Origin of the sequence: Pseudomonas sp. PNPG3 (assembly GCF_023093815.1) — a bacterium.
In the GTDB taxonomy this organism is placed as follows: Bacteria; Pseudomonadota; Gammaproteobacteria; order Pseudomonadales; family Pseudomonadaceae; genus Aquipseudomonas; species Aquipseudomonas asiatica.
The window spans coordinates 1-21428 of the sequence record NZ_JALLKV010000010.1; the positions used below are offsets into that span (position 1 = coordinate 1).

Consider the following 21428-nt stretch of genomic DNA (forward strand, 5'->3'; position numbering starts at 1 on the left):
CGGCGATTGGTGTCCGGGGATTTTGCCAAATCAGGAAGTCTTTTTCAGGATTTCCAGAGCCTTGGTGCTGCAAGGGAACATACAGCTGTCTATCGCTGCTGTATGTTCCCTTGCAGCACTCGGCCTCTCCCATGGGCTATGCCTCGGTCGAGTTAACTCCAGAATTGCATGCGCTTCAGTTTGATCAGTACGGCGGCTAACACTGCCCAGGCAAATGCTGCTAGCAATAAACAGAATGCAATACGCATTTTGGTTTTTAAGTTGGTTGGAAAACTAGAAGCATCATTTTGATCGAGAAGTCCTCTTTTCAAGAAGAATTCGGGGTCTAGCGCGATTCCGCTCAGTGTGGCTACGACTGATACCCTTGAATAAAAACTACGTTCTCCCCACCAGTGCGTAGCTCGTTTCAAACATTCACTTCTACTCAAAGCGTGTTGGATATTCCGGTAGTTAGGCAGGTAAGCGAGTTGCGCTGTCATTGACAGTCCTGCTAAAGAGAGTGCGAAAGGCATGGCCAGAAATCCCAAACCCCAGAGAGACTCCAGAAATTCATTCATGTTCGGTTAATTCATAGAGCTCTTCCCCTATGTACTCGCCCATGCTCATGCCAGCTACGCTCCCGGCGTACGAACTAGCGCCTACGACTGCAATGGCGCATGCTGCTCCACTTATGGGCCCAAGGCTCACGCAGGCAAAGCCTGCTATCGCTTTTCCAGCTACTCCCGCAGCGGCACCTACTGCTAGTCCTCCTGAAAAGTTGCCTACCTCAGTGAATCTTATTTTTCTGCATGATTGAGAATTGCCTGATCTACATACCTCTTGAGTTTTCAGCCAAGACGATCCACCACCGATCGCCAGCCCTACATATCCACCTTTTTTTAGGTAGTTAGATAAACGTGTCAACTTGTCCAGATGCGTTGAATATCCAGGGATGCCCCCGGGTGCTCCAGCCTTGCTCCAGTGATGTACTAGGCTTTTTGAGGAAATGCCTAAGTCGCCCCGTAATCTGTCATGGCTTCCGAGGTTCATGTGCTTGTTAAGAAAGCCCATCTTCAGTTGCGCATCCAATTGTCCGAGTAGCTTTCTACGTTCAGCAAAAAATTCCGGACTACGTAGATGTCCATGCTTGGAAAACTGATGCTGATGCAGCTCTTCGATCTTGCGCAACGTCGCGCTAAGATCATCTAGCGCCTGAGCCATCATGGCGCCGCTCACTCCCATTGCCAAGCTGGTACTGCTCAACAAACCTGCTATTTCAGGCAAGTGACGCATCATGAAGTCAGCTTCTTCCGGCGTGAGATCTGCCAAGTCCTCTCGCGCCTGTTTGGCCGCACTCATCACATATTGCTCTTCACGGGTGCAGGTCGGGCGACTGTAACCATCGCCAATGACAAAGATCTCGCCCGCCTTGAACCCCTGCTGATAGGTCGGGTTCAGCCGCTCCAGAATTGACCGAGGCAGGTTGGCCTGCGGCGCGCCCAGCTCTGCCAGGACTTCCTGGTATGACATGCAGCGCGGAACGATGTAGAAGCCGGGCTCCATGCCTTGAGGAGTGGGCGAGGGCTGAACCACCTCAGGCTGATAGGTACTTCTTATCGGGTTACCCGTCTGGGCCTGTGCTGGTGCCTCACGAACAGGCTCAGATGCGGGTGCCCCGCGCGAAGCCGGAGGTGCGTACCCACTTGCAACCAGGCGATTGCTGCCCTGTGGGCACCCACATTGCACCAGTGCTCCGTCCAGAGCCGTGGGAATACCATCCTGTCGCCAGCGGACTTCGCCCTCGACGATGGTGCCCGCTTGTCCACATAGCGGGCAGGGTGTGGTCGGGTCGCCTTGAAGTAGCCAGTCGCGGCCATGCACACGGCCCCTGGCTTGGCTGGCAATGCAGATGGCGCCTGTGGTGGTTTCGTCGCCGTCCAGGCCTTGGTATCGGCCGAAGATGTTCATGCGCATGCTCATGGCTCGCCTCTTTTTCAGGTGGAAGCCAGGAACCTAGCAGGCGGTTGGCGGGTATTTTCGGGGTGGTGGGGGTTTAGGAAGGGTCCTACAAGGAATAGAGATTTGGACTACGTCATTTTATTGATGGCAATGCCGGCCTCTTCGCGGGCATGCCCGCTCTCATAGAACAACACATAAATCATTGATTTAGCAGGGCTCTGTGGGAGCGGGCGTGTCGAGGCGTCGAACCGCCGCGAACACCGGTGGAGCCGGTGCTATACACCGCGTTGGCAGCTTCGCGGTACTGACAAAGCCTGTCTGTTGCTTGTACCGGCCTCTTCGCAGCACAAGGCTGCTCCTACAACGGACGCGTCAGGCGAGCGATATTTGTTCTCTGCGCGACAGCACAGCCCAAAAGGGCTGGGCAATCTCCCACGGGGGTAGCGTCCCGTCCTGGCTGGCGCCATTCCTGTAGCGGTTATGGCCTTGCTCAGAGACCTTGAAACCTGCGCGGTCGGTGTGGGAGGGGGTTTACCCGCGAACACCGGCGCAGCCGGTGCCAGCCACCGCGTCGCCTGATTCGCGGGCACGCCCGCTCCCACAGGGATGGTGCTGGGCCTAAGGTTGGCGCCACTAAATCACCCCCCCACACCTTCGTCTGACAGTTACCGCTCGACTGCCAGGACACCGCTCGACATGAATGCCGACCAAACGCTCAAGCTCGCCCGCCGCTTCATCGAACTCAGCCCCGACAAGCGCCGCCTGTTCCTCAAGGCGCTGCAGGGCGAGGGCATGGATTTTTCCGTGCTGCCGATTGCGCCCGGGGTGGAGGTGGCCGAGCGTGACCAGCTGTCGTACGCCCAGCGGCGCATGTGGTTCCTCTGGCAGCTCGACCCGCAAGGTGCGGCATACAACCTGCCCATGGCCGTGCGCTTGACTGGCCCGCTGGACCTGGCCGCCCTGCAGCACGCCTTCGATGCCCTTGTGGCCCGCCACGAAACCCTGCGCACCCGCTTCGTCGCCGATGGCGATGACGTGCGCCAGCAGGTCGAGGCCAGCGCCGCCCCGTTGCAGCTGCACCAGGATGCCTTGGCCGGCCTGGACGAGGGCGCCCGTCAGGCCGCCATCGAAACCATCGCCGAAGCCGAAGCCCTGGCCCCCTTCGACCTGGCCAGCGGCCCGCTGCTGCGGGTGCGCCTGCTGCAACTGGCGGCACAGGAGCACATCCTGCTGCTCACCGTGCACCACATCGTCGCCGACGGCTGGTCGATGAACGTGCTGATCGACGAATTCCTGCACCTGTACGACGCCGCCGTGGCCGGCAGCGAAGCCCGCCTGGAACCGCTGCCGATCCAGTACCGCGACTACGCCCTGTGGCAGCGAAGTTGGCTCCAGGCCGGTGAGCAGGAGCGCCAGCTGGCCTACTGGCAGGCCCGCCTGGGCGACGACCATTCGCCGCTGGAATTGCCACTGGACCGAAGCCGCCAGGGCCGCCCCAGCTATCGCGGCGCGCGTCACGAGTTCCCCATCGCAGCAGATGTCGCCGAACGGCTGCGCGGCCTGGCGCGCAAGCATAACGTCACCCTGTTCATGGTCCTGCTGGCCGCCTTCAAGCTGCTACTGCAGCGCTACAGCGGCCAGTCGGCGATCCGTGTCGGCGTGCCCATCGCCAACCGCAACCGCGCCGAAAGCCAAGGGCTGATCGGCTGCTTCATCAATACCCAGGTATTGCACACCGAAATCGACCCGCTGCTGGACATCACCGGCCTGCTCCAGCGCGTGCGCGAAACCGCCGTAGGCGCGCAAAGCCACCAGGACCTGCCGTTCGAGCAACTGGTAGCAGCCCTGGACCTGCCGCGCAGCAGCGAGAGCCCGCTGTTCCGTGTGCTGTTCAACCACCAGGCGCAGGTGGCGGATGTGCAGGCCATCGAGACCCGCTCCGGTTTGCACCTGGCGCCGGTCAACCTGGCAAAGCACAGCGCCCGCTTCGACCTGGCGCTGGACACCCATGAGCGAGCGGGGCAACTGCACGCAGCGTTCACCTATGCGACCGACGTGTTCGATACGGCCACCGTCGAAGCCCTCGGCGAGCAGTGGCTGGCCCTGGTGCAGGCATTGGCCGACGAAGCGGGTGGCGCAGTCGGCGAGCTGCCATTGCCAGGCCTGGCCCCTGCCATCGGCGCGCCTGCGCAGGCTGACGCAACGCTGCTGGTCCACCAGCGCTTTGCCGCCGCCGTCAGCCGCCACCCCGAACGCACGGCGGTGATGGCTGCGGGCGAGCAGGCCAGCTTCGCCGAACTCGATGCCCGCGCCGAAGCCATTGCAGGCCGGCTGGTGGAAGCCGGAGCAGGGCCGGACACACTGGTCGGCGTGCTGGCCGACCGCAGTGTCGGCATGCTCGCCGGTATCCTCGGCGTGTTCAAGGCCGGTGGCGCCTACCTGCCACTGGAGCCCGAGCAGCCGGCCGAACGCTTGGCCTACATGCTTGCCGACAGCGGTACGCGCCTGGTACTGGCGCCCGGTACCTGGCAGGCCGAACTACCCGAGGGCGTGCAGCGCCTGGACTGGGCGCAAACCGGCAACGGCAGCGCCGCCCGTATCGCCCCGGCGCCGGCCAACCTGGCCTACGTGATCTACACCTCCGGCACCACCGGCCAGCCCAAGGGCGTGGCGATCAGCCATGGCGCCCTGGCCAACTACGTCGAAGGCATCGCCGCACGTTTGCCGGTCGAGCGTATCCGCAGCATGGCCCAGGTCTCGACCCCGGCTGCCGACCTTGGCCACACCATGCTGTTCGGCGCCTTGTGCGGCGGCCACACCCTGCATTTGCTGCTACGCGAGCAGGTGCTGGATGCCGAAGGCTTCGCCGCCTACCTGACCGAACACCAGGTAGACGCGCTGAAGATCGTACCGTCGCACCTGGAAGCCATGTTGGTGGCTGGCCGCTCGGCGCTGCCGGCACAGTGCCTGGTGCTCGGCGGCGAGGCCATCAGCCCGAGCCTGCTGGGCAAGGTCCGCAACCTGGCCCCGGCGCTCAAGGTGTTCAACCACTACGGCCCGACCGAGACCACCGTCGGTGTGCTGGTCGCCGAACTGAACGGGCAGGCCAGCCTCGGCCAGCCACTGGCCAACACCCGCGTCGCGGTGCTCGACCGCTGCCTGCAACCCCTGCCGGCCAAAGCCAAGGGCGAGCTATACATCGGTGGCGCCGGCCTGGCCCGCGGCTACCTGAACCGCCCGGCACTCACCGCCGAGCGCTTTGTTCCCGACCCGAACGGCCACGGCCAGCGCCTGTACCGCAGCGGTGACTGGGTTCGCCAAGGCAGCGACCTGCAGTTCGCCGGGCGCATGGATGGCCAGGTGAAGATCCGTGGCTATCGCGTGGAACTGGCCGAAATCGAAAACCAGCTGCGTGCCCTGGGCGGTGTCGCCAATGCCCTGGTACGCGTGCATGGCCAGGCGCCGCAACTGCAACTGGCTGCCTGGCTGGTGCCCGGTCAGATGCCGGCCGACAGCCTGGCCTGGCAGGAATCGATCCGCGCCAGCCTCAAGCGCCTGCTGCCCGAACACATGGTGCCGACCCACCTGATGGTGCTGGAGCACCTGCCGGTCACGGTCAACGGCAAGGTCGACGTCAAGGCGCTGCCGGAACCCGCCGCCACCCAGGTGGCCTATCAGGCGCCGCAGACCCCGCTGCAAACGCAATTGGCACAGATCTGGGCGCAAGTCCTGCAAGTACCGCAGGTAGGCCTGGGCGACAACTTCTTTGCCCTTGGCGGCCATTCACTGCTGGCCACCCAGGCGGTATCGCGGATACGCAAGCAATTGGGCGTGGATATTCCGCTGCGCAGCTTGTTCGACACCGTCGACCTGCAGGCCTTTGCCCAGGCAGTGGCCGAAGGCGAGCAGGGCGCAGGCCTGGACATCGAAATCCTCGATCGCCAGCAACCGCTGCCAGTGTCCCCCTCGCAGAACCGCCAGTGGCTGTTCTGGAAGCTCAACCCCGAAAGCCTGGCCTACAACACGCCGATGGCCGTGCGCATGCAGGGCCACCTCGACCACTGCGCCGTGCAGGCTGCGCTGGATGCCTTGGTAACCCGCCACGAATCGTTGCGCACTGTTTTCGTCGAGGCCGACGGCCTGCCTTGGCAGCGCATCCTGCCGGCTGCCACGGTATCGATCGGTTTCGAAGACCTCAGCGGCCAGGACCACGCCGCGCAGATGCGCAAGCTGGAAGCCGAAGCCTTCGTCCCGTTCGACCTGGAGCACGGCCCGCTGCTGCGCGCACGGCTGTTCAAGGTGCATGCGCAGGAGCACCTGCTGTCATTGACCTTGCACCATATCGTCTCCGATGGCTGGTCGATGAGCCTGCTGGTGCGCGAGTTCGCCGCCGCCTACAACGCCGCCGCCACGGGCCAGGCGCAAACCATCGAGCCGCTGCCGGTGCAGTACGCCGACTTCGCCGCCTGGCAGCGCAAGTGGCTGGCCGAGGGGCAGATGCAGGCGCAGATCGACTACTGGAAGGCCCGCCTGGAAGACGACTTCGAAGTGCTGGAAATGCCTGCCGACCGCATTCGCCCGCAGGTAAAAAGCTACCAGGGCAGCCGCTTCGACGTGCGCCTGCCACAGGCCCTCACCGAGCGCCTGCGGGCACTGGCGGTGGCATCCAACGCCACATTGTTCCATGTGTTCCTGGCGGCCTTTGCCATCGTGCTGTCGCGCTACAGCCGCAAGGGCACGCTCAACATCGGTGTGCCGGTCACCAACCGCAACCGCCTGGAGCTTGAAGGGCTGATCGGCTTCTTCATCAACGTGGTCGTGGCTCGTATCCGTGTCGATGGCAGCCAGCCGTTCTCGCAGCTGCTGGCGGCGATCAAGGAGACCACCCTGCAGGCCCAGGCCAACAAGGATGTGCCGTTCCTCGAAGTAGCCGAGGCGCTGTATCCGGAGCGTGACCAGGGTGTGAACCCGATCTTCCAGGTGCTGTACAACCACCTGCGCGACCTTGGCGAGCAGGTATCCAGCGATGCCCTGCACGGCCTGCAGGTCAAGGAAGTGGACCTGCTGGAGCCGGGCGCGCAGTACGACATTTCGCTCAATACCCTGGAGCGCTCCGACGGCGTGACTGCCTCGTTCAACTATTGCACCGACCTGTTCGATGCCGCACGTATCGAGCGCATGGCCGGGCATTGGCAAGCACTGCTGGAAGCCATCTGCGCCGAACCACAATGCTGCATTGCCGAGCTGGACTTCCTTAGCAGTAGCGAACGCCAGCAGCTGACCCACGGCTGGAACCCGGCGCCCCAGGCTGGCAGCGGCTTGTGTGCGCACCAGCTGCTGGCGCGACAGGCCCACGAGCGGCCGGATGCGCTGGCGCTGATCTTCGACGACCAGCAGATGACCTACGCCGAACTGGACCGCAGCAGCAACCAGCTGGCTCACCGCCTTCGGGCGCTGGGCGTGGGGCCGGACTGCCTGGTTGGCGTGGCTGTCGAGCGCGGCCTGGGCATGGCCCTGGCGCTGATCGCCATTCACAAGGCGGGTGGCGCCTATGTGCCGCTGGACCCGGACTACCCGCAAGAACGCCTGGCCTACATGGTCGAGGACAGCAATATCGGCCTGCTGCTGGCCGATGCGCCCTCGCGTGAGCGCCTGCAATTGGGCAAGCAACTGCCCTGCGTGGTACTGGCGCCCGGCACCGAGTGGCTGCAAGCCTGGCCCGCCGAACCGCTGGCCAACCTGGTGGCACCGCACAACCTCGCCTATGTCATCTACACCTCCGGCTCCACCGGCATGCCCAAGGGCGTGGCCATCGACCACCATGCCCTGTCGCAGTTCTGCCTGGTGGCCGGCGACTATTCGCGGCTTACCCCGGACGATCGCGTGCTGCAGTTCGCCACCATCAGCTTCGATGGCTTCATCGAGCAGTTCTTCCCGCCGCTGGCCCAGGGCGCCTGTGTGGTGCTGCGCGACCTGCGGCTGTGGGACACCGCCACCCTGCTGGACGAGATCAACCGCCACGGCGTGACCGTGGCCGACCTGCCAGCGGCCTACTGGCGCCTGCTGGCGCTGGAGCGCCGCCCCCCCGAGGCCTATGGCCGGCTGAAGCAGATTCACGTGGGGGGAGAAGCGGTGCCGGAAGATGCCCTGCGTGCCTGGCTGGCCGATGGCCCGCCAGCAGTGCGCCTGCTGAACACCTACGGCCCGACCGAAGCCACCGTGGTCGCCACCACCTACGATTGTTCGCAGATGACCGTGGAGCAGATCAGCCTGGGCGGCGTACCGATCGGCCGTGCCTTGCCGGGGCGTACCCTGCATGCTCTGGACGATGGCCTGGCGCCGACGCCGGTGGGCGTGCCCGGGGAGCTGTTCATCGGCGGGGCAGGGTGCCTGGCGCGCGGTTATCACCAGCGGCCGTCACTCACCGCCGAGCGTTTCATCCCCGACCCGTTCGACCCGGTTGGCGGTGGCCGCCTGTACCGCACCGGCGACCTCGGCTGCTACGACGAAAACGGCCAGTTGGCCTATCGCGGCCGGGTCGACCACCAGGTGAAGGTGCGCGGCTTCCGTATCGAGCTGGGCGAGATCGAGCAGTACCTGCGGGCGCACCCGGACGTTCGCGAAGCCACCGTGCTGGCCATCGACCTGCCCGGTGGCAAGCAGCTGTGCGCCTATGCGGTGCCGGCCGAAGGCTACCGCGGCGATCTGCGCCAGGCCCTGAAGCAGTACCTCAAGGCCAGCCTGCCGGACTACATGATCCCGGCCTACCTGGTGACCCTGCCGAGCATGCCGCTGACCCCCAGCGGCAAACTCGACCGCAAGGCGCTGCCGCTGCCCGACCCGAACCAGCCACAGCATGACTACCAGGCGCCGCAGACCGAGCGGCAGCAGCAGCTCGCGAACATCTGGGCGCAGTTGCTGAACGTTGCCCGGGTCGGCCTGAGCGACAACTTCTTCGAGCTGGGCGGCCACTCCTTGCTGGCGGCCCAGGCAGTGTCGCGGATCAACGTCGAGCTTGGGCTGGACATACCCCTGCGGCTGATCTTCAGCCACCCCGAACTACGCGCGTTCGCCCAGGCACTGGACGAGCAGGGCCTGTCGCTCTCCGACGATGGCCTGAGCGATATCGAACACATGATGAATGCATTCACAGAGGCCTGACATGGAACTCACTGCCGCACAACGTATCGCCCAACGTTTCGTTGGCCTCCCTGTGGAGCAACGCCAGCAGATCCTGGAAAAGATGCAGGCTACCGGCCAGAGCTTCCGCCTGCTGCCCATCGTGCCCGCGCGCCAGGGCCTGGCGCGTATTCCGCTGTCGTACGCCCAGCAGCGCCTGCTGTTTCTCTGGCAGCTGGAGCCCGACAGCCCAGCCTACAACGTGCCGATGGCAGTACGCCTGAAGGGCGCGCTGGACCAGGCAGTGCTGCAGCAGGCGCTGGATGCGCTGGTGCAACGCCACGAATCGCTGCGCACGCGCTTTGCCTCGGAGGAGGGCGAGTTCTACCAGGAAATCCTCGAGCACTGCCCGCTGGCGCTGGAATTGCTGATGCTCGACGGTGCCGCCGATGAGACAGCGCTGAGCGTGGCCGTGGACGCCGCCCTCAAGCAGCCCTTCGACCTGCTGAGCGGCCCGCTGCTGCGGGTGACCCTGCTGCGCGTGGCCGCCGATCACCACGTGCTGGCAGTGAGCATGCACCACATCATCTCGGACGGCTGGTCCAGCGATGTGCTGGTGCAGGAATTCATCCAGCTGTACAGCGCCCTGGCCGAAGGCCGGCAGGCCGAGTTGCCGGTTTTGCCGATCCAGTACGCCGACTACGCCATCTGGCAGCGCGCCTGGCTCGAGGCCGGTGAAGCGCAGCGCCAACTGGCCTACTGGCAGGCCCAGTTGGGCAGCGAGCAGCCGGTGCTGAGCCTGCCGCTGGACTTCGAGCGCCCGGCAATTCCCAGCCAGCGTGGCGCGGTGGTGCGTGTGGATATCGGCGCCGAACAGGCCGAGGCCCTGCGTAGCCAGGCGCGCAAGGGTGGCCACACGTTGTTCGTGCTGGTACTGGCAGCCATGGCGGTGGTGCTGTCGCGCTACAGCGGCCAGGCCGACATCCGCATCGGTGCCCCGAACGCCGGGCGCAACCGCAAGGAGCTGGAAGGCCTGATCGGCTTCTTTATCAACACCCAGGTGCTGCGCGTGCAGGTGGACGAGCGCGCCACCTTCGCCGCGCTGCTGGAGCAGGTAAAAGACGTGATCGGCGGCGCCCAGTCGCACCAGGAGCTGCCGTTCGAGCACCTGGTCGATGCCTTGCTGCCCGAGCGCAACCTGGCCCACAACCCGCTGTTCCAGTTCAAGATCAACCAGCACGTGGCCGCCAGCGATGCAGGGCGCAAGCGCCTGGGCGCGCTGGAGGTAGAAGGCTTTGCCCGTGACGGCGGCGATGCCCGCTTCGACCTGGCGTTCGACTTCTCCGACAAGGCCGACGGCATCGAAGGCTATTTCACCTACGCCACCGACCTGTTCGAGCAGGCCACTATCGAACGCATGGCCGCTTCGCTGCGCCAGGTGCTGGATGCGCTGATCCGTGACCCGCAGCAGGCGATCGTCGACAGCCCGCAAGTGGCGACGCTGCTGCCGGCGGCCACGCAGGCCTACCCGCACGGCAACTTCCTCGCCTTGTGGCGCCAGGCAATGGCGCAAGGCCAGGCCCACGGCGGTGTGCGTGCCGGTGACCGGTTCATGACCCAGGCCGGGCTGGAGGCGGCGTCCAACCGCTTGGCCGACTACCTGCGCCAGCACGGCGTCGGTGCCGGCAGCATCGTCGCCCTGTGCCTGCCGCGCTCCATCGAGTGGGTCGGCGCCTTGCTCGCGGTGCTCAAGACCGGCGCCGCCTACCTGCCGCTGGACACCCAGCAACCGCAGGAGCGCCTGCAACAACTGATTGCCGACAGTGGCGCCGCCATACTGCTGCATGAGCCGGGCGACCAGCGCTTCGCCGGCCTGGACGGCGTGCAGCTGATTGCCTGCGATCACACCGCCTGGGCAACCTGCAGCGACAGCCCGGTCGAGGTGGCCATCGCCGCCGAACAACCGGCCTATCTGATCTACACCTCGGGCTCGACCGGCCAGCCGAAAGGCGTGGTGGTCAGCCACGGGGCGCTGGCCAGCTACACCCAGGCGGTGCTGGAGCGCCTGCAACTGCCGGCCGCGGCGAGCATGGCGATGGTGTCCACCACCGCGGCCGACCTGGGCCACACCGTGCTGTTCGGTGCCTTGGCTTCGGGCCGCCTGCTGCACCTGCTGCCACAGGAACTGGCGTTCGACCCGGATGGCTTCGCCAGCTACATGGCGCAGCACCAGGTCGGCGTGCTCAAGCTGGTGCCGAGCCACTTGCAAGGCTTGCTGCAAGCGGCCCGCGCCGCCGATGTGCTGCCCGCCGAGGCACTGATCCTGGGGGGGGAGGCATGCAGCTGGGGTCTGTTGGAAAAAATCCGCGAACTGCGCCCGGCCTGCCGGGTCATCAACCACTACGGCCCGACCGAAACCACTGTCGGCGTGCTCACCTTCGAGCCGGGGCAGCCGCTGCCAGGTTGCCGCACGGTGCCGGTCGGGCGCCCGCTGGGCAACGCCTGCGCCCAGGTGCTGGATGGCTACCTCAACCCGTTGGCGGCGCAGGTGCCCGGTGAGCTTTACCTGGGCGGGCAAGGCGTCGCCCAGGGCTACCTGGGCCAGCCCGCATTGACCGCCGAACGCTTCGTGCCGACCGAGGGTGGTGCCCGCCTGTACCGCACCGGCGACCGCGCGCGGCTGACCGCCGATGGCCTGGTCGAGTTCATCGGCCGTGCCGACGACCAGGTGAAGATCCGCGGCTATCGCGTGGAGCCAGGTGAAGTCGGCCGGGTGCTGGCCGGCCTGCCTGGTGTCAACGAGGCCGTGGTACTGGCCTTGCCATTGGAGGGCGATGCCGAGCGCTTGCAGCTGGTGGCCTACGGGGTGGCCGACGCAGGCGTGACCGTGCAGCAACTGCAGGCGCAATTGCAGGCACGCCTGCCGGACTACATGGTGCCGGCGCAGATACTGCTGCTGGAGCGCCTGCCACTGACCGCCAATGGCAAGCTCGACAAGCGCGCCTTGCCGGCACCGGGCGCGGTCAGCCGTGGCTATGTGGCGCCACAAGGCGATATCGAGGAGAAACTGGCCGCAGTGTGGGCCGATGTGCTCAAGCTGGAGCAGGTCGGCAGCACCGACAACTTCTTCGAACTGGGCGGCGACTCGATCCTCAGCCTGCAGATCATCGCCCGGGCCAAACGCCAGGGCATCCGGATCACCCCCAAGCAGCTGTTCGAACAACAAACCATCGCCCAGCTGGCCCAGGTAGCCAAGCGCATCGAGGCCAAGCAAGCGGTTGCGGCCGCAGCCGTAGACACTGCCACCAGCGGCGAGGTGGCATTGCTGCCGGCCCAGGCGCGTTTCTTCGAGATGGAGGTCGCGCAGCCGGCGCATTGGAACCAGTCGGTGCTGCTCAAGCCGGCCGGCCCGGTGCAGGTGCAACACCTGGAGGCAGCCCTGCGCGCAGTGGTCGAGCAGCACGATGCCCTGCGCCTGCGCTTCAGCCGTGGCGAAAGCCAGTGGCAGGCGGGCTTCCAGCCGCTGGACAATGCACCACTGCTGCGCCAGCGCAACCTGGCAGTACTGAGTGAACTGGACGCCGCCGGCAACCAGGTGCAGGCCAGCCTGAACCTGCAGCACGGGCCACTGCTGCGTGCCGAACTGTTCGACTTCGCCGATGGGCAGCAGCGCCTGCTGCTGGTGGTCCATCACCTGGTGGTCGACGGTGTGTCGTGGCGGGTGTTGCTGGAAGACCTGCAAGCGGCCTACCGGCAATTGCTGAACGGCCAGGCCGTGAGCCTGCCCGCCAAGACCACCTCGGTGAAGGCCTGGGCCGAGCGCCTGGCCAGCCATGCCGGCAGCCCCGCATTGCAAGCACAGCGCGACTACTGGCTGCAGGCGCTGGCCGGCGACCACGCCGAACTGCCGCGTGACAACCCGCTGGGCAGCCTGGCCAACACCCATGCCCGTACCGCCGCCACACGGCTGGATGCCGAGCGCACCGCCAAGCTGCTGAAACAGGCCCCGGCGGCCTACCGCACGCAGATCAACGACCTGCTGCTGACCGCGCTGGCGCGCACCTTGTGCCAGTGGAGCGCGCAGGGCAACGTGCAGGTACTGCTGGAGGGCCATGGCCGCGAAGACCTGTTCGACGACCTCGACCTCAGCCGCACCGTAGGCTGGTTCACCAGCCTGTTCCCGGTGCGTCTCACACCCGGCCAAGACCTTGGCCAGTCGATCAAGGCAATCAAGGAGCAACTGCGCGGCGTGCCGGACAAAGGCCTCGGCTACGGCCTGCTGCGCTACTTCGGCGATGCTGAAGTGCGTGAACAGCTCGAGCGTGCCGCCCAGGCCCGTGTCACCTTCAACTACCTGGGTCAGTTCGATGCCAGCTTCGATGCCGAGGCCGGCGCCCTGTTCACCCCGAGCGGGGAAAGCGCAGGCCGTACCCAATGTGCCGGCGCGCAGCTGGGCAACTGGCTGAGCATCACCGGCCAGGTGTACGGCGGCGAGCTGTTCCTGGAGTGGACCTACAGCGCCGACGTTCATCACCCGGCCACCATCGAGAAGCTGGCCCAGGCCTACGGGCAGGCCTTGGCAGAGCTGGTCGAGCACTGCTGCGATGCGCGGCACCATGGCGTGACGCCGTCGGACTTCCCGCTGGCCGCGCTGACCCAGGCGCAACTGGACAGCCTGCCGCTGGAGGCCGGGCAGATCGCCGATGTGTACCCGCTGTCACCCATGCAGCAGGGCATGTTGTTCCACACCCTTTACGACCAGCAGGCCGGTAACTACATCAACCAGCTGCGCGTGGATGTGGAGGGGCTGGATGTGCAGCGGTTCCGCCAGGCGTGGCAGGCCACGCTCGATGCTCACGACATCCTGCGCAGCGGTTTCATCCTGCACGGCGAACTGGAGCAAGCCGTACAGGTGGTTCGCAAGGCCGTCGAACTGCCATGCAGCGAGCATGACTGGCGTGGCCAGCCGGCGTTGGAGCAGGCATTGCAGGCCGTGGCCGAGGGTGAACGCCAGCGCGGTTTCGACCTTGCTGCCGCGCCGCTGCTGCGCCTGGTACTGGTACGCACGGGCGATACCCGCCACCACCTGATCTACACCAACCACCACATCCTGATGGACGGCTGGAGCACCTCGCGCCTGTTGGGCGAAGTGCTCCAGCGCTATGCCGGCCTGGCTCCGCAGGCCCAGGCCACGCACTACCGCGACTACATCGCCTGGCTGCAGGGCCAGGACGCGGCCGTTGCCGAAGCCTTCTGGAAAGCCCAGCTTGCCGCCCTGGACGAGCCAACCCGCCTGGCCCAGGCTATCGCCGGCAGTGCTGGCGCAAGCGGTAGCGGCCATGGCGACCACCGCCTGGCCTTCGACCCAGAGCACACCGCGCGCATCGAAGCCTTCGCCCGGGCCAACCGGGTCACGGTCAACACCCTGGTGCAATCGGCCTGGCTGCTGCTGTTGCAGCGCTGCACCGGCCAGGCCAGCGTGTGCTTCGGCGCCACTGTCGCCGGCCGCCCGGCGGACCTGCCGGGGGTGGAGGAACAGATCGGCCTGTTCATCAACACCTTGCCGGTGATCGGCGCCCCGCGTGCCGAGCAGACCGTGGCCGAGTGGATCGGCCAGGTGCAGGCCGGCAACCTGGCCGTGCGCGAGTTCGAGCACACCCCGCTGTACGACGTGCAGCGCTGGGCGGGGCAGGGCGGTGACGCCTTGTTCGACAGCATCCTGGTGTTCGAGAACTACCCGGTGGCCGAGGCGCTGCAACAGGGCGCGCCCGGTGGCCTGCGCTTCGGCGACGTGGCCGTGCACGAGCAGACCAACTACCCGCTGACCCTGGTGGTGGAACTGGGCACCACGCTGTCGATGCAGTACAGCCACGACCGTGCGCTGTGGAGCGACGAGAGCATTGGCCGCCTGGCTGGTTACTTTGCCAACCTGCTGCAGGCGCTGACGGAGAATGCTGACGCGGTGGTTGGCGAGTTGCCAATGCTGGGCCTGCCAGAACAGCGACAGATGGTCGAAGGCTGGAACGAAACCCAGGCGACGTACCCGGACGAGCGCAGCATTCACCACCTGATCGAAGCCCAGGTGTTCGCCACCCCGGATGCCCCGGCGCTGGTCTTTGGCGAGCAGACCCTCAGCTATGCCGAGCTCAACCGCCGTAGCAACCAGCTGGCGCACAAGCTGCGCGAGCAGGGCGTGGGCCCGGATGTGCTGGTGGGCATCGCCATGGAGCGCAGCCTGGAGATGGTCGTCGGCCTGCTGGGCATCGTGAAGGCCGGTGGCGCTTATGTGCCGCTGGACCCGGAATACCCCCAGGACCGCCTGAGCTACATGTTCGAGGACAGCGGCATCGCCTTGCTGCTGACCCAGTCGCACCTGCACGAAGCCCTGCCGATCCCGGCCGGCCTGCGCAGCCTGGACCTGGACACCGAGAACTTCGACGGCTACAGCGATGCCAACCCGAATGTCGACGTGGCCCCGCTGAACCTCGCCTACGTGATCTACACCTCCGGCTCCACCGGCCGCCCGAAAGGTGCTGGCAACAGCCATCAGGCGCTGGTCAACCGCCTGTGGTGGATGCAGAAGGCCTACGGCCTGGACGCCAGCGACAGCGTGCTGCAGAAAACCCCGTTCAGCTTCGACGTGTCGGTGTGGGAATTCTTCTGGCCGCTGATGACCGGCGCGCGCCTGGTCATGGCCCAGCCCGGCGCGCACCGCGACCCGCAGCTGCTGGTCGAAACCATCAACCACCACGGCATCAGCACGCTGCACTTCGTGCCGTCGATGCTGCAGGCGTTCATGACCCACGAAGCGGTCGAAAGCTGCGTCAGCCTCAAGCGCGTGGTGTGCAGCGGTGAAGCGTTGCCGGCCGAGTTGGCCCGCCAGACCCTGCAACGCCTGCCGGCGGCAGGCCTGTACAACCTGTACGGCCCGACCGAAGCGGCGATCGACGTGACCCACTGGACCTGCCAGCCGGACGAAAGCATCAGCGTGCCGATCGGCCAGCCGATCGACAACCTCAAGACCCATATCCTCGAAGGCAGCCTGCAACCGGCGGTGCGCGACAGTGCCGGCGAGCTGTACCTCGGCGGGGTAGGCCTGGCCCGTGGTTATCACCAACGCCCGGCGCTGACCGCCGAACGCTTCGTGCCGGACCCGTTCAGCGACAACGGCGGGCGCCTGTACCGCACCGGCGACCTGGCGCGCTACCGCGCCGATGGCGTGATCGACTACGCCGGGCGCATCGACCACCAGGTGAAGATCCGCGGCCTGCGCATCGAACTGGGCGAGATCGAGGCGCGACTATTGGAGCTGCCGAGTGTGCAGGAAGCCGTGGTGCTGGCCCAGGAAGGGCCAAGCGGCAAGCAGCTGGTGGGCTATGTGGTGCCTGCCGACAGCACGCAGGACGAAGGCGCGTTGCGCGACAGCCTGCGCGAGGCGCTCAAGGCCGGTTTGCCGGACTACATGGTGCCGGCGCACCTGCTGCTGCTCGGCAAGCTGCCGGTGACGCCGAACGGCAAGCTGGACCGCAAGGCCCTGCCGCAGCCTGATGCCAGCCAGTCGCAGGGCGAGTACATCGCGCCGCAGAGTGATCTGGAGCAGCAGATCGCGGCGATCTGGGCGGATGTGCTGAAGCTGGAGAAGGTCGGCCTGACCGATAACTTCTTCGAACTGGGCGGCGATTCGATCATCTCGTTGCAGGTGGTCAGCCGTGCGCGCCAGGTGGATATCCAGTTCACGCCCAAGGACCTGTTCGAGGCCCAGACGGTGCAGGCACTGGCCCGGCTCGCCAACCGCGGCGGCAGTGTATCGATCGATCAGGGTGCGGTAACGGGCGTGACGCCGCTCACGCCGATCCAGCACTGGTTCTTCGAGCAGCCCGTTGTCGTGCGCCATCACTGGAACCAGTCGGTGCTGCTCACGCCCGGTGAAACACTGGCCCCGGCGACGCTCGATGCGGCATTGCAGGCATTGCTCGAACATCACGACGCCCTGCGTTTGCGCGTGTTCGGCCATGGGGTGGGCTGGCAGGCTGAATTTGCCGATGCGGGCTACTCCCAGTTGCTGTGGCATCGCGATTTCGCCAGCGTCGAGCAGTTGCAGCAAGCCGCCACTGAAGCCCAGCGCAGCCTTGACCTCGAGCACGGGCCGTTGATGCGTGCCATGCTCGCTGCGCTGCCTGACGGTAGCCAGCGACTGCTTTTGGTCATCCATCACCTGGCGGTAGACGGTGTGTCGTGGCGTGTGCTGCTGGAAGACCTGCAGCAGGCCTACCAGACCCTGGCTGCCGGGCAGCCACTGCAGCTTCCGGCCAAGACCACTTCGTACAAAGCCTGGGCCGAGCGTTTGCAAACCTATGCCGCCGCGCCCGTATTGCAACAGCAACTGGGCTACTGGCAGGCGCAGTTGCAAGGGGCCAGCGAAATGCTGCCCTGCGACAACCCGCAAGGCAGCCGGCAACTGAAGCATGCGGCTTCGGTCAGCACGCGCCTCGACGTGGCAAGCACCCGACGGCTGTTGCAGGATTGCTCGGTGGCTTATCGCACGCAGATCATGGACCTGCTGCTGACGGCCCTGGCGCAAGCAGTTGGCCGCTGGAGCGGCCAGCCCGAAGTGCTGGTGCGCCTGGAAGGGCATGGCCGTGAAGACCTGTTCGCGGGTATCGACCTGACGCGTACGGTGGGCTGGTTCACCAGCCTGTACCCGGTAAAGCTGAGCCCGCAAGCAGACCTGGCAAGTTCGATCAAGACCATCAAGGAACAGCTGCGCGCCGTGCCTGACAAAGGCCTGGGCTATGGCGTGCTGCGCTACCTCGGTGATGTCGCGAGCCGCGAGGCCCTTGCAGCATTGCCTGAAGGCCAGATCGTCTTCAACTACCTCGGGCAGTTCGACGGCAGCTTCGATGGCGAAGCAGGTCTGTTCACCCCCGCCAAAGAGAACGATGGCGCCAGGCAGGATGCCGAAGCACCGTTGGCCAGCCTGTTGACCGTCAACGGTCAGGTATATGGCGGCGAGCTACGCCTGGAGTGGACCTTCAGCCAGGACATTCATCGCCGCGAAACCATCGAGCTGCTGGCGCAGGCTTACCAGCAGGCCTTGGCTGAAATAATCGAGCATTGCTGTGAGGGTGGACATCGCGGCCTGACCCCGTCCGACTTCCCGTTGGCCGACCTGACCCAGGCGCAGCTCGACCAGCTGCCGGTTGCCGTGGCGCAGATCGCCGACGTCTACCCGCTGTCGCCGATGCAGCAGGGCATGCTGTTCCACAGCATCTACGAGCAAGGCAGCGGCAACTACATCAACCAGATGCGCGTGGATGTGGATGGCCTGGATGTACAAGCCTTCCGGCAGGCCTGGGATGCTGCCTTGCAGGCCCACGACATCCTGCGCAGCAGCTTCATCTGGCAGGGGGACCTGGGCCAGGCGGTGCAGGTCGTGCGCAAGCAGGTGACACTGCCGTTCAGCGAATATGACTGGCGTACCGAGGATGAGCTGGCGCGGGCGCTGGACAGCCTGGCGGATGCCGACCGGCAGCGTGGCTTCGACCTGGTCGAGGCACCCTTGTTGCGCCTGGTGCTGGTGCGTACGGCGCAGGCACGTCACCACCTGATCTTCACCTGCCATCACATCCTGATGGATGGCTGGAGCACCTCGCAGTTGCTGGGTGAGGTGTTGCAGCGTAATGCCGGTAAACCTGTGGTGGCAGCGGCGGGCAGCTACCGTGACTACATCGCCTGGTTGCAGCGCCAGGATGGGGCGGCGGCAGAGCGGTTCTGGCAGGGCCAGATGGCCAGCTTCAACGAGCCGACGCGCCTGGCCCAGGCCGTGCGCAATGGTGAGCCTGATGGTCATGGCCATCACGTTCATCACCAGGCATTCGATGCAGGGCGTACCGAGCGGGTTGAAGCCTTTGCCCGTGCCCAGCGTGTCACCGTCAACACCTTGGTACAGGCTACCTGGCTGTTGCTGTTGCAGCGCTATACCGGGCAGTCGTCGGTCTGCTTCGGGGCCACGGTCGCCGGCCGGCCAGCGGAGCTGGCGGGCGTGGAGGCGCAGATTGGCTTGTTCATCAACACCCTGCCGGTGGTTGGTACACCGCAAGGCGAACAGAGCGTCGCGCAATGGATCGGACAGGTGCAGGCCAGCAACCTGGCCATGCGTGAATACGAACATACGCCGCTGTACGATGTGCAGCGCTGGGCCGGGCTTGGTGGTGAAGCCCTGTTCGACAGCCTGGTGGTGTTCGAAAGTTACCCGGTGTCCGAGGCCCTTCGGCAGGGTGCACCGAGTGGCTTGCAGTTTGGCCCAGTGCAGGTGCGCGAGCAGACCAACTATCCGCTGACCGTGCTGGTGAGCCTTGGCGACAGCCTGGCTATCCAGTACCGGCATGACCGTGCGCACTGGAGCAGCGAGGCGATCGAGCAGTTGGCCCATCACTTCGGTACGCTGCTTGACGCCCTGGTGAGTGACCCGTGTGCTGCACTCGGCGACCTGCCGCTGCTCGATACCGCGCAGCATCAGCGTATCGTGCAGGACTGGAACCGCACGGCGGCCAGTTACCCGGCCGACCGCTGTATCCATCAGCTGTTCGAGGCGCAGGTGGTTGCTGCGCCAGATGCAGTGGCACTTATCCACGGCGAGCAGACGCTCACGTATGCCGCGCTCAATGTACGGGCCAACCAGCTGGCCCACAAACTGCGCGAGGCTGGCGTGGGCCCGGAGGTGCTGGTAGGTGTCGCCATGGAGCGTGGCCTGGACATGGTGGTCGCGCTGATGGCCATTCTCAAGGCGGGCGGCGCCTACGTGCCGCTCGACCCTGGCTACCCGCAGGACCGCCTGGTGTACATGCTCGAAGACAGCCAGTCGATCCTGCTGCTGTCGCAGTCGCACCTGCTGGAGCGTGTGCCGACCAGCTTCCAGGCGCGCACGCTGCTGGTGGACCAATTGCTGCTCGACGGCTACGAAGCGGCCGACCCGGTGTGCGTGAGCACGCCGGACAACCTGGCGTACTGCATCTACACCTCAGGCTCCACTGGCAAACCCAAGGGCGTCCAGATCGAGCATCGCAATGCCGTGGCAATGATCGGCTGGGCGCAGTCGGTGTACAGCCAGCAGGACCTGTGCGGCGTGTTGGCGTCCACATCGATCTGTTTCGACCTGTCGGTCTGGGAGCTGTTCGTGACCCTGGGCTCGGGTGGCTATGCGGTACTGGCGGCCAATGCCCTGGAGCTGCCGCACCTGCCGGCCAAAGACCAGGTACGCCTGGTCAACACGGTGCCATCGGCCATCAAGGTGCTGCATGAAACCGGCCAGCTGCCGTCCGGTGTGCGCATCATCAACCTGGCGGGGGAGGCCCTCAAGCAGGGGCTGGTCGACGCGCTGTACGGCACTGGCCATGTGCTCAAGGTGTACGACCTGTACGGGCCTTCGGAGGACACCACCTACTCGACCTTCACCCTGCGCACCCAAGGTGGCCAGGCCAATATCGGCCGGCCGCTTTCCAACAGTGCCGTGTACCTGTTGAGCGAGGCCGGAACGCCGCTGCCGGTAGGGGTGGTGGGGGAGCTGTACATGGCGGGTGCGGGCCTGGCGCGTGGTTATCTGGCGCGCCCTGGGCTTACCGCCGAACGCTTCATCCCCGACCCGTTCGGTGGGCAGGGTGGCCGGCTGTATCGCACCGGCGACCTGGCGCGCTATGACGCCGACGGGGTCATCGAATATGCCGGGCGTATCGACCATCAGGTGAAGATTCGCGGCTTCCGTATCGAACTCGGTGAGATCGAGGCGCGCCTGCAACAACAGGACGCAGTCCGCGAAGCCGTGGTCCTGGCACTGGATGCGCCGGGCGGCAAGCAACTGCTGGGCTACGTGGTGCCAGCCGATGCAGCGTCGGTTGCCAGCGAGGAAGCCCGGGCGGCGTTGCTTGACACCCTGCGCGCCAGACTGAAGGCCAGCCTGCCGGACTACATGGTGCCCGCGCACCTGTTGCTGTTGGAACGCCTGCCACTGACACCGAACGGCAAGCTGGACCGCAAGGCCTTGCCACAGCCTGACGGCAACCCGCGCCGGGCGGCCCATGTGGCGCCGGAAACGGAGCTGGAGCGGCGGATCGCAGCGGTATGGGCTGAAGTTCTTGGCCTGGAAAACGTATCTCTTACCGACAACTTCTTCGAGCTGGGGGGCCACTCCTTGCTGGCAACCCAGGCGGTAGCACGACTGCAGATCGAACTGGGTACGAACCTGCCACTCGCGTTGTTGTTCCAGACAGAGAACCTGCAGGCCTTTGCACAAGAGGTCGGCAGTCTCGGTACCCGAAACGACGGAGACCTGGATGAGCTCCAGGACTTCATGGCAGAGCTCGAGGCGGTTTGAG

General features: G+C 65.6%; 4 protein-coding genes. 2 read left to right on the top strand and 2 right to left on the bottom strand.

Annotated elements, in window-relative coordinates; all coding sequences use genetic code 11:
- Positions 1 to 152 precede the first annotated feature (152 nt).
- Both MJ643_RS09445 and MJ643_RS09450 read right to left on the bottom strand, forming a co-directional pair.
- A complete protein-coding gene (locus MJ643_RS09445) occupies positions 153 to 557 on the bottom strand; it encodes a hypothetical protein (protein ID WP_144084442.1) in 405 nt (134 codons plus the stop codon).
- Complete coding sequence (locus MJ643_RS09450; protein WP_047933637.1) at positions 550 to 1959, bottom strand: PAAR domain-containing protein; 1410 nt, start codon at positions 1957 to 1959, stop codon at positions 550 to 552. Before MJ643_RS09450 ends, MJ643_RS09445 begins: the two co-directional genes overlap by 8 nt.
- Before the next feature lie 675 nt (positions 1960 to 2634).
- On the opposite strand from MJ643_RS09450, the gene MJ643_RS09455 reads away from it, so the two are divergent.
- Both MJ643_RS09455 and MJ643_RS09460 read left to right on the top strand, forming a co-directional pair.
- Positions 2635 to 9099 (top strand): non-ribosomal peptide synthetase, encoded by a 6465-nt coding sequence (locus MJ643_RS09455; protein WP_208209681.1) that lies wholly within the window; start codon positions 2635 to 2637, stop codon positions 9097 to 9099.
- Between the two features lies 1 nt (position 9100).
- Entirely contained in the window at positions 9101 to 21427 is a 12327-nt protein-coding gene (locus tag MJ643_RS09460) for a non-ribosomal peptide synthase/polyketide synthase (protein ID WP_247726786.1), read from the top strand.
- The last annotated feature ends 1 nt before the right edge of the window (position 21428 follow it).

Coding starts and splice junctions, on each gene's coding strand:
- MJ643_RS09445 (WP_144084442.1), bottom strand. CDS start 557: ATGAATGAATTTCTGGAGTCTCTCTGGGGTTTGGGATTTCTGGCCATG.
- MJ643_RS09450 (WP_047933637.1), bottom strand. CDS start 1,959: ATGAGCATGCGCATGAACATCTTCGGCCGATACCAAGGCCTGGACGGC.
- MJ643_RS09455 (WP_208209681.1), top strand. CDS start 2,635: ATGAATGCCGACCAAACGCTCAAGCTCGCCCGCCGCTTCATCGAACTC.
- MJ643_RS09460 (WP_247726786.1), top strand. CDS start 9,101: ATGGAACTCACTGCCGCACAACGTATCGCCCAACGTTTCGTTGGCCTC.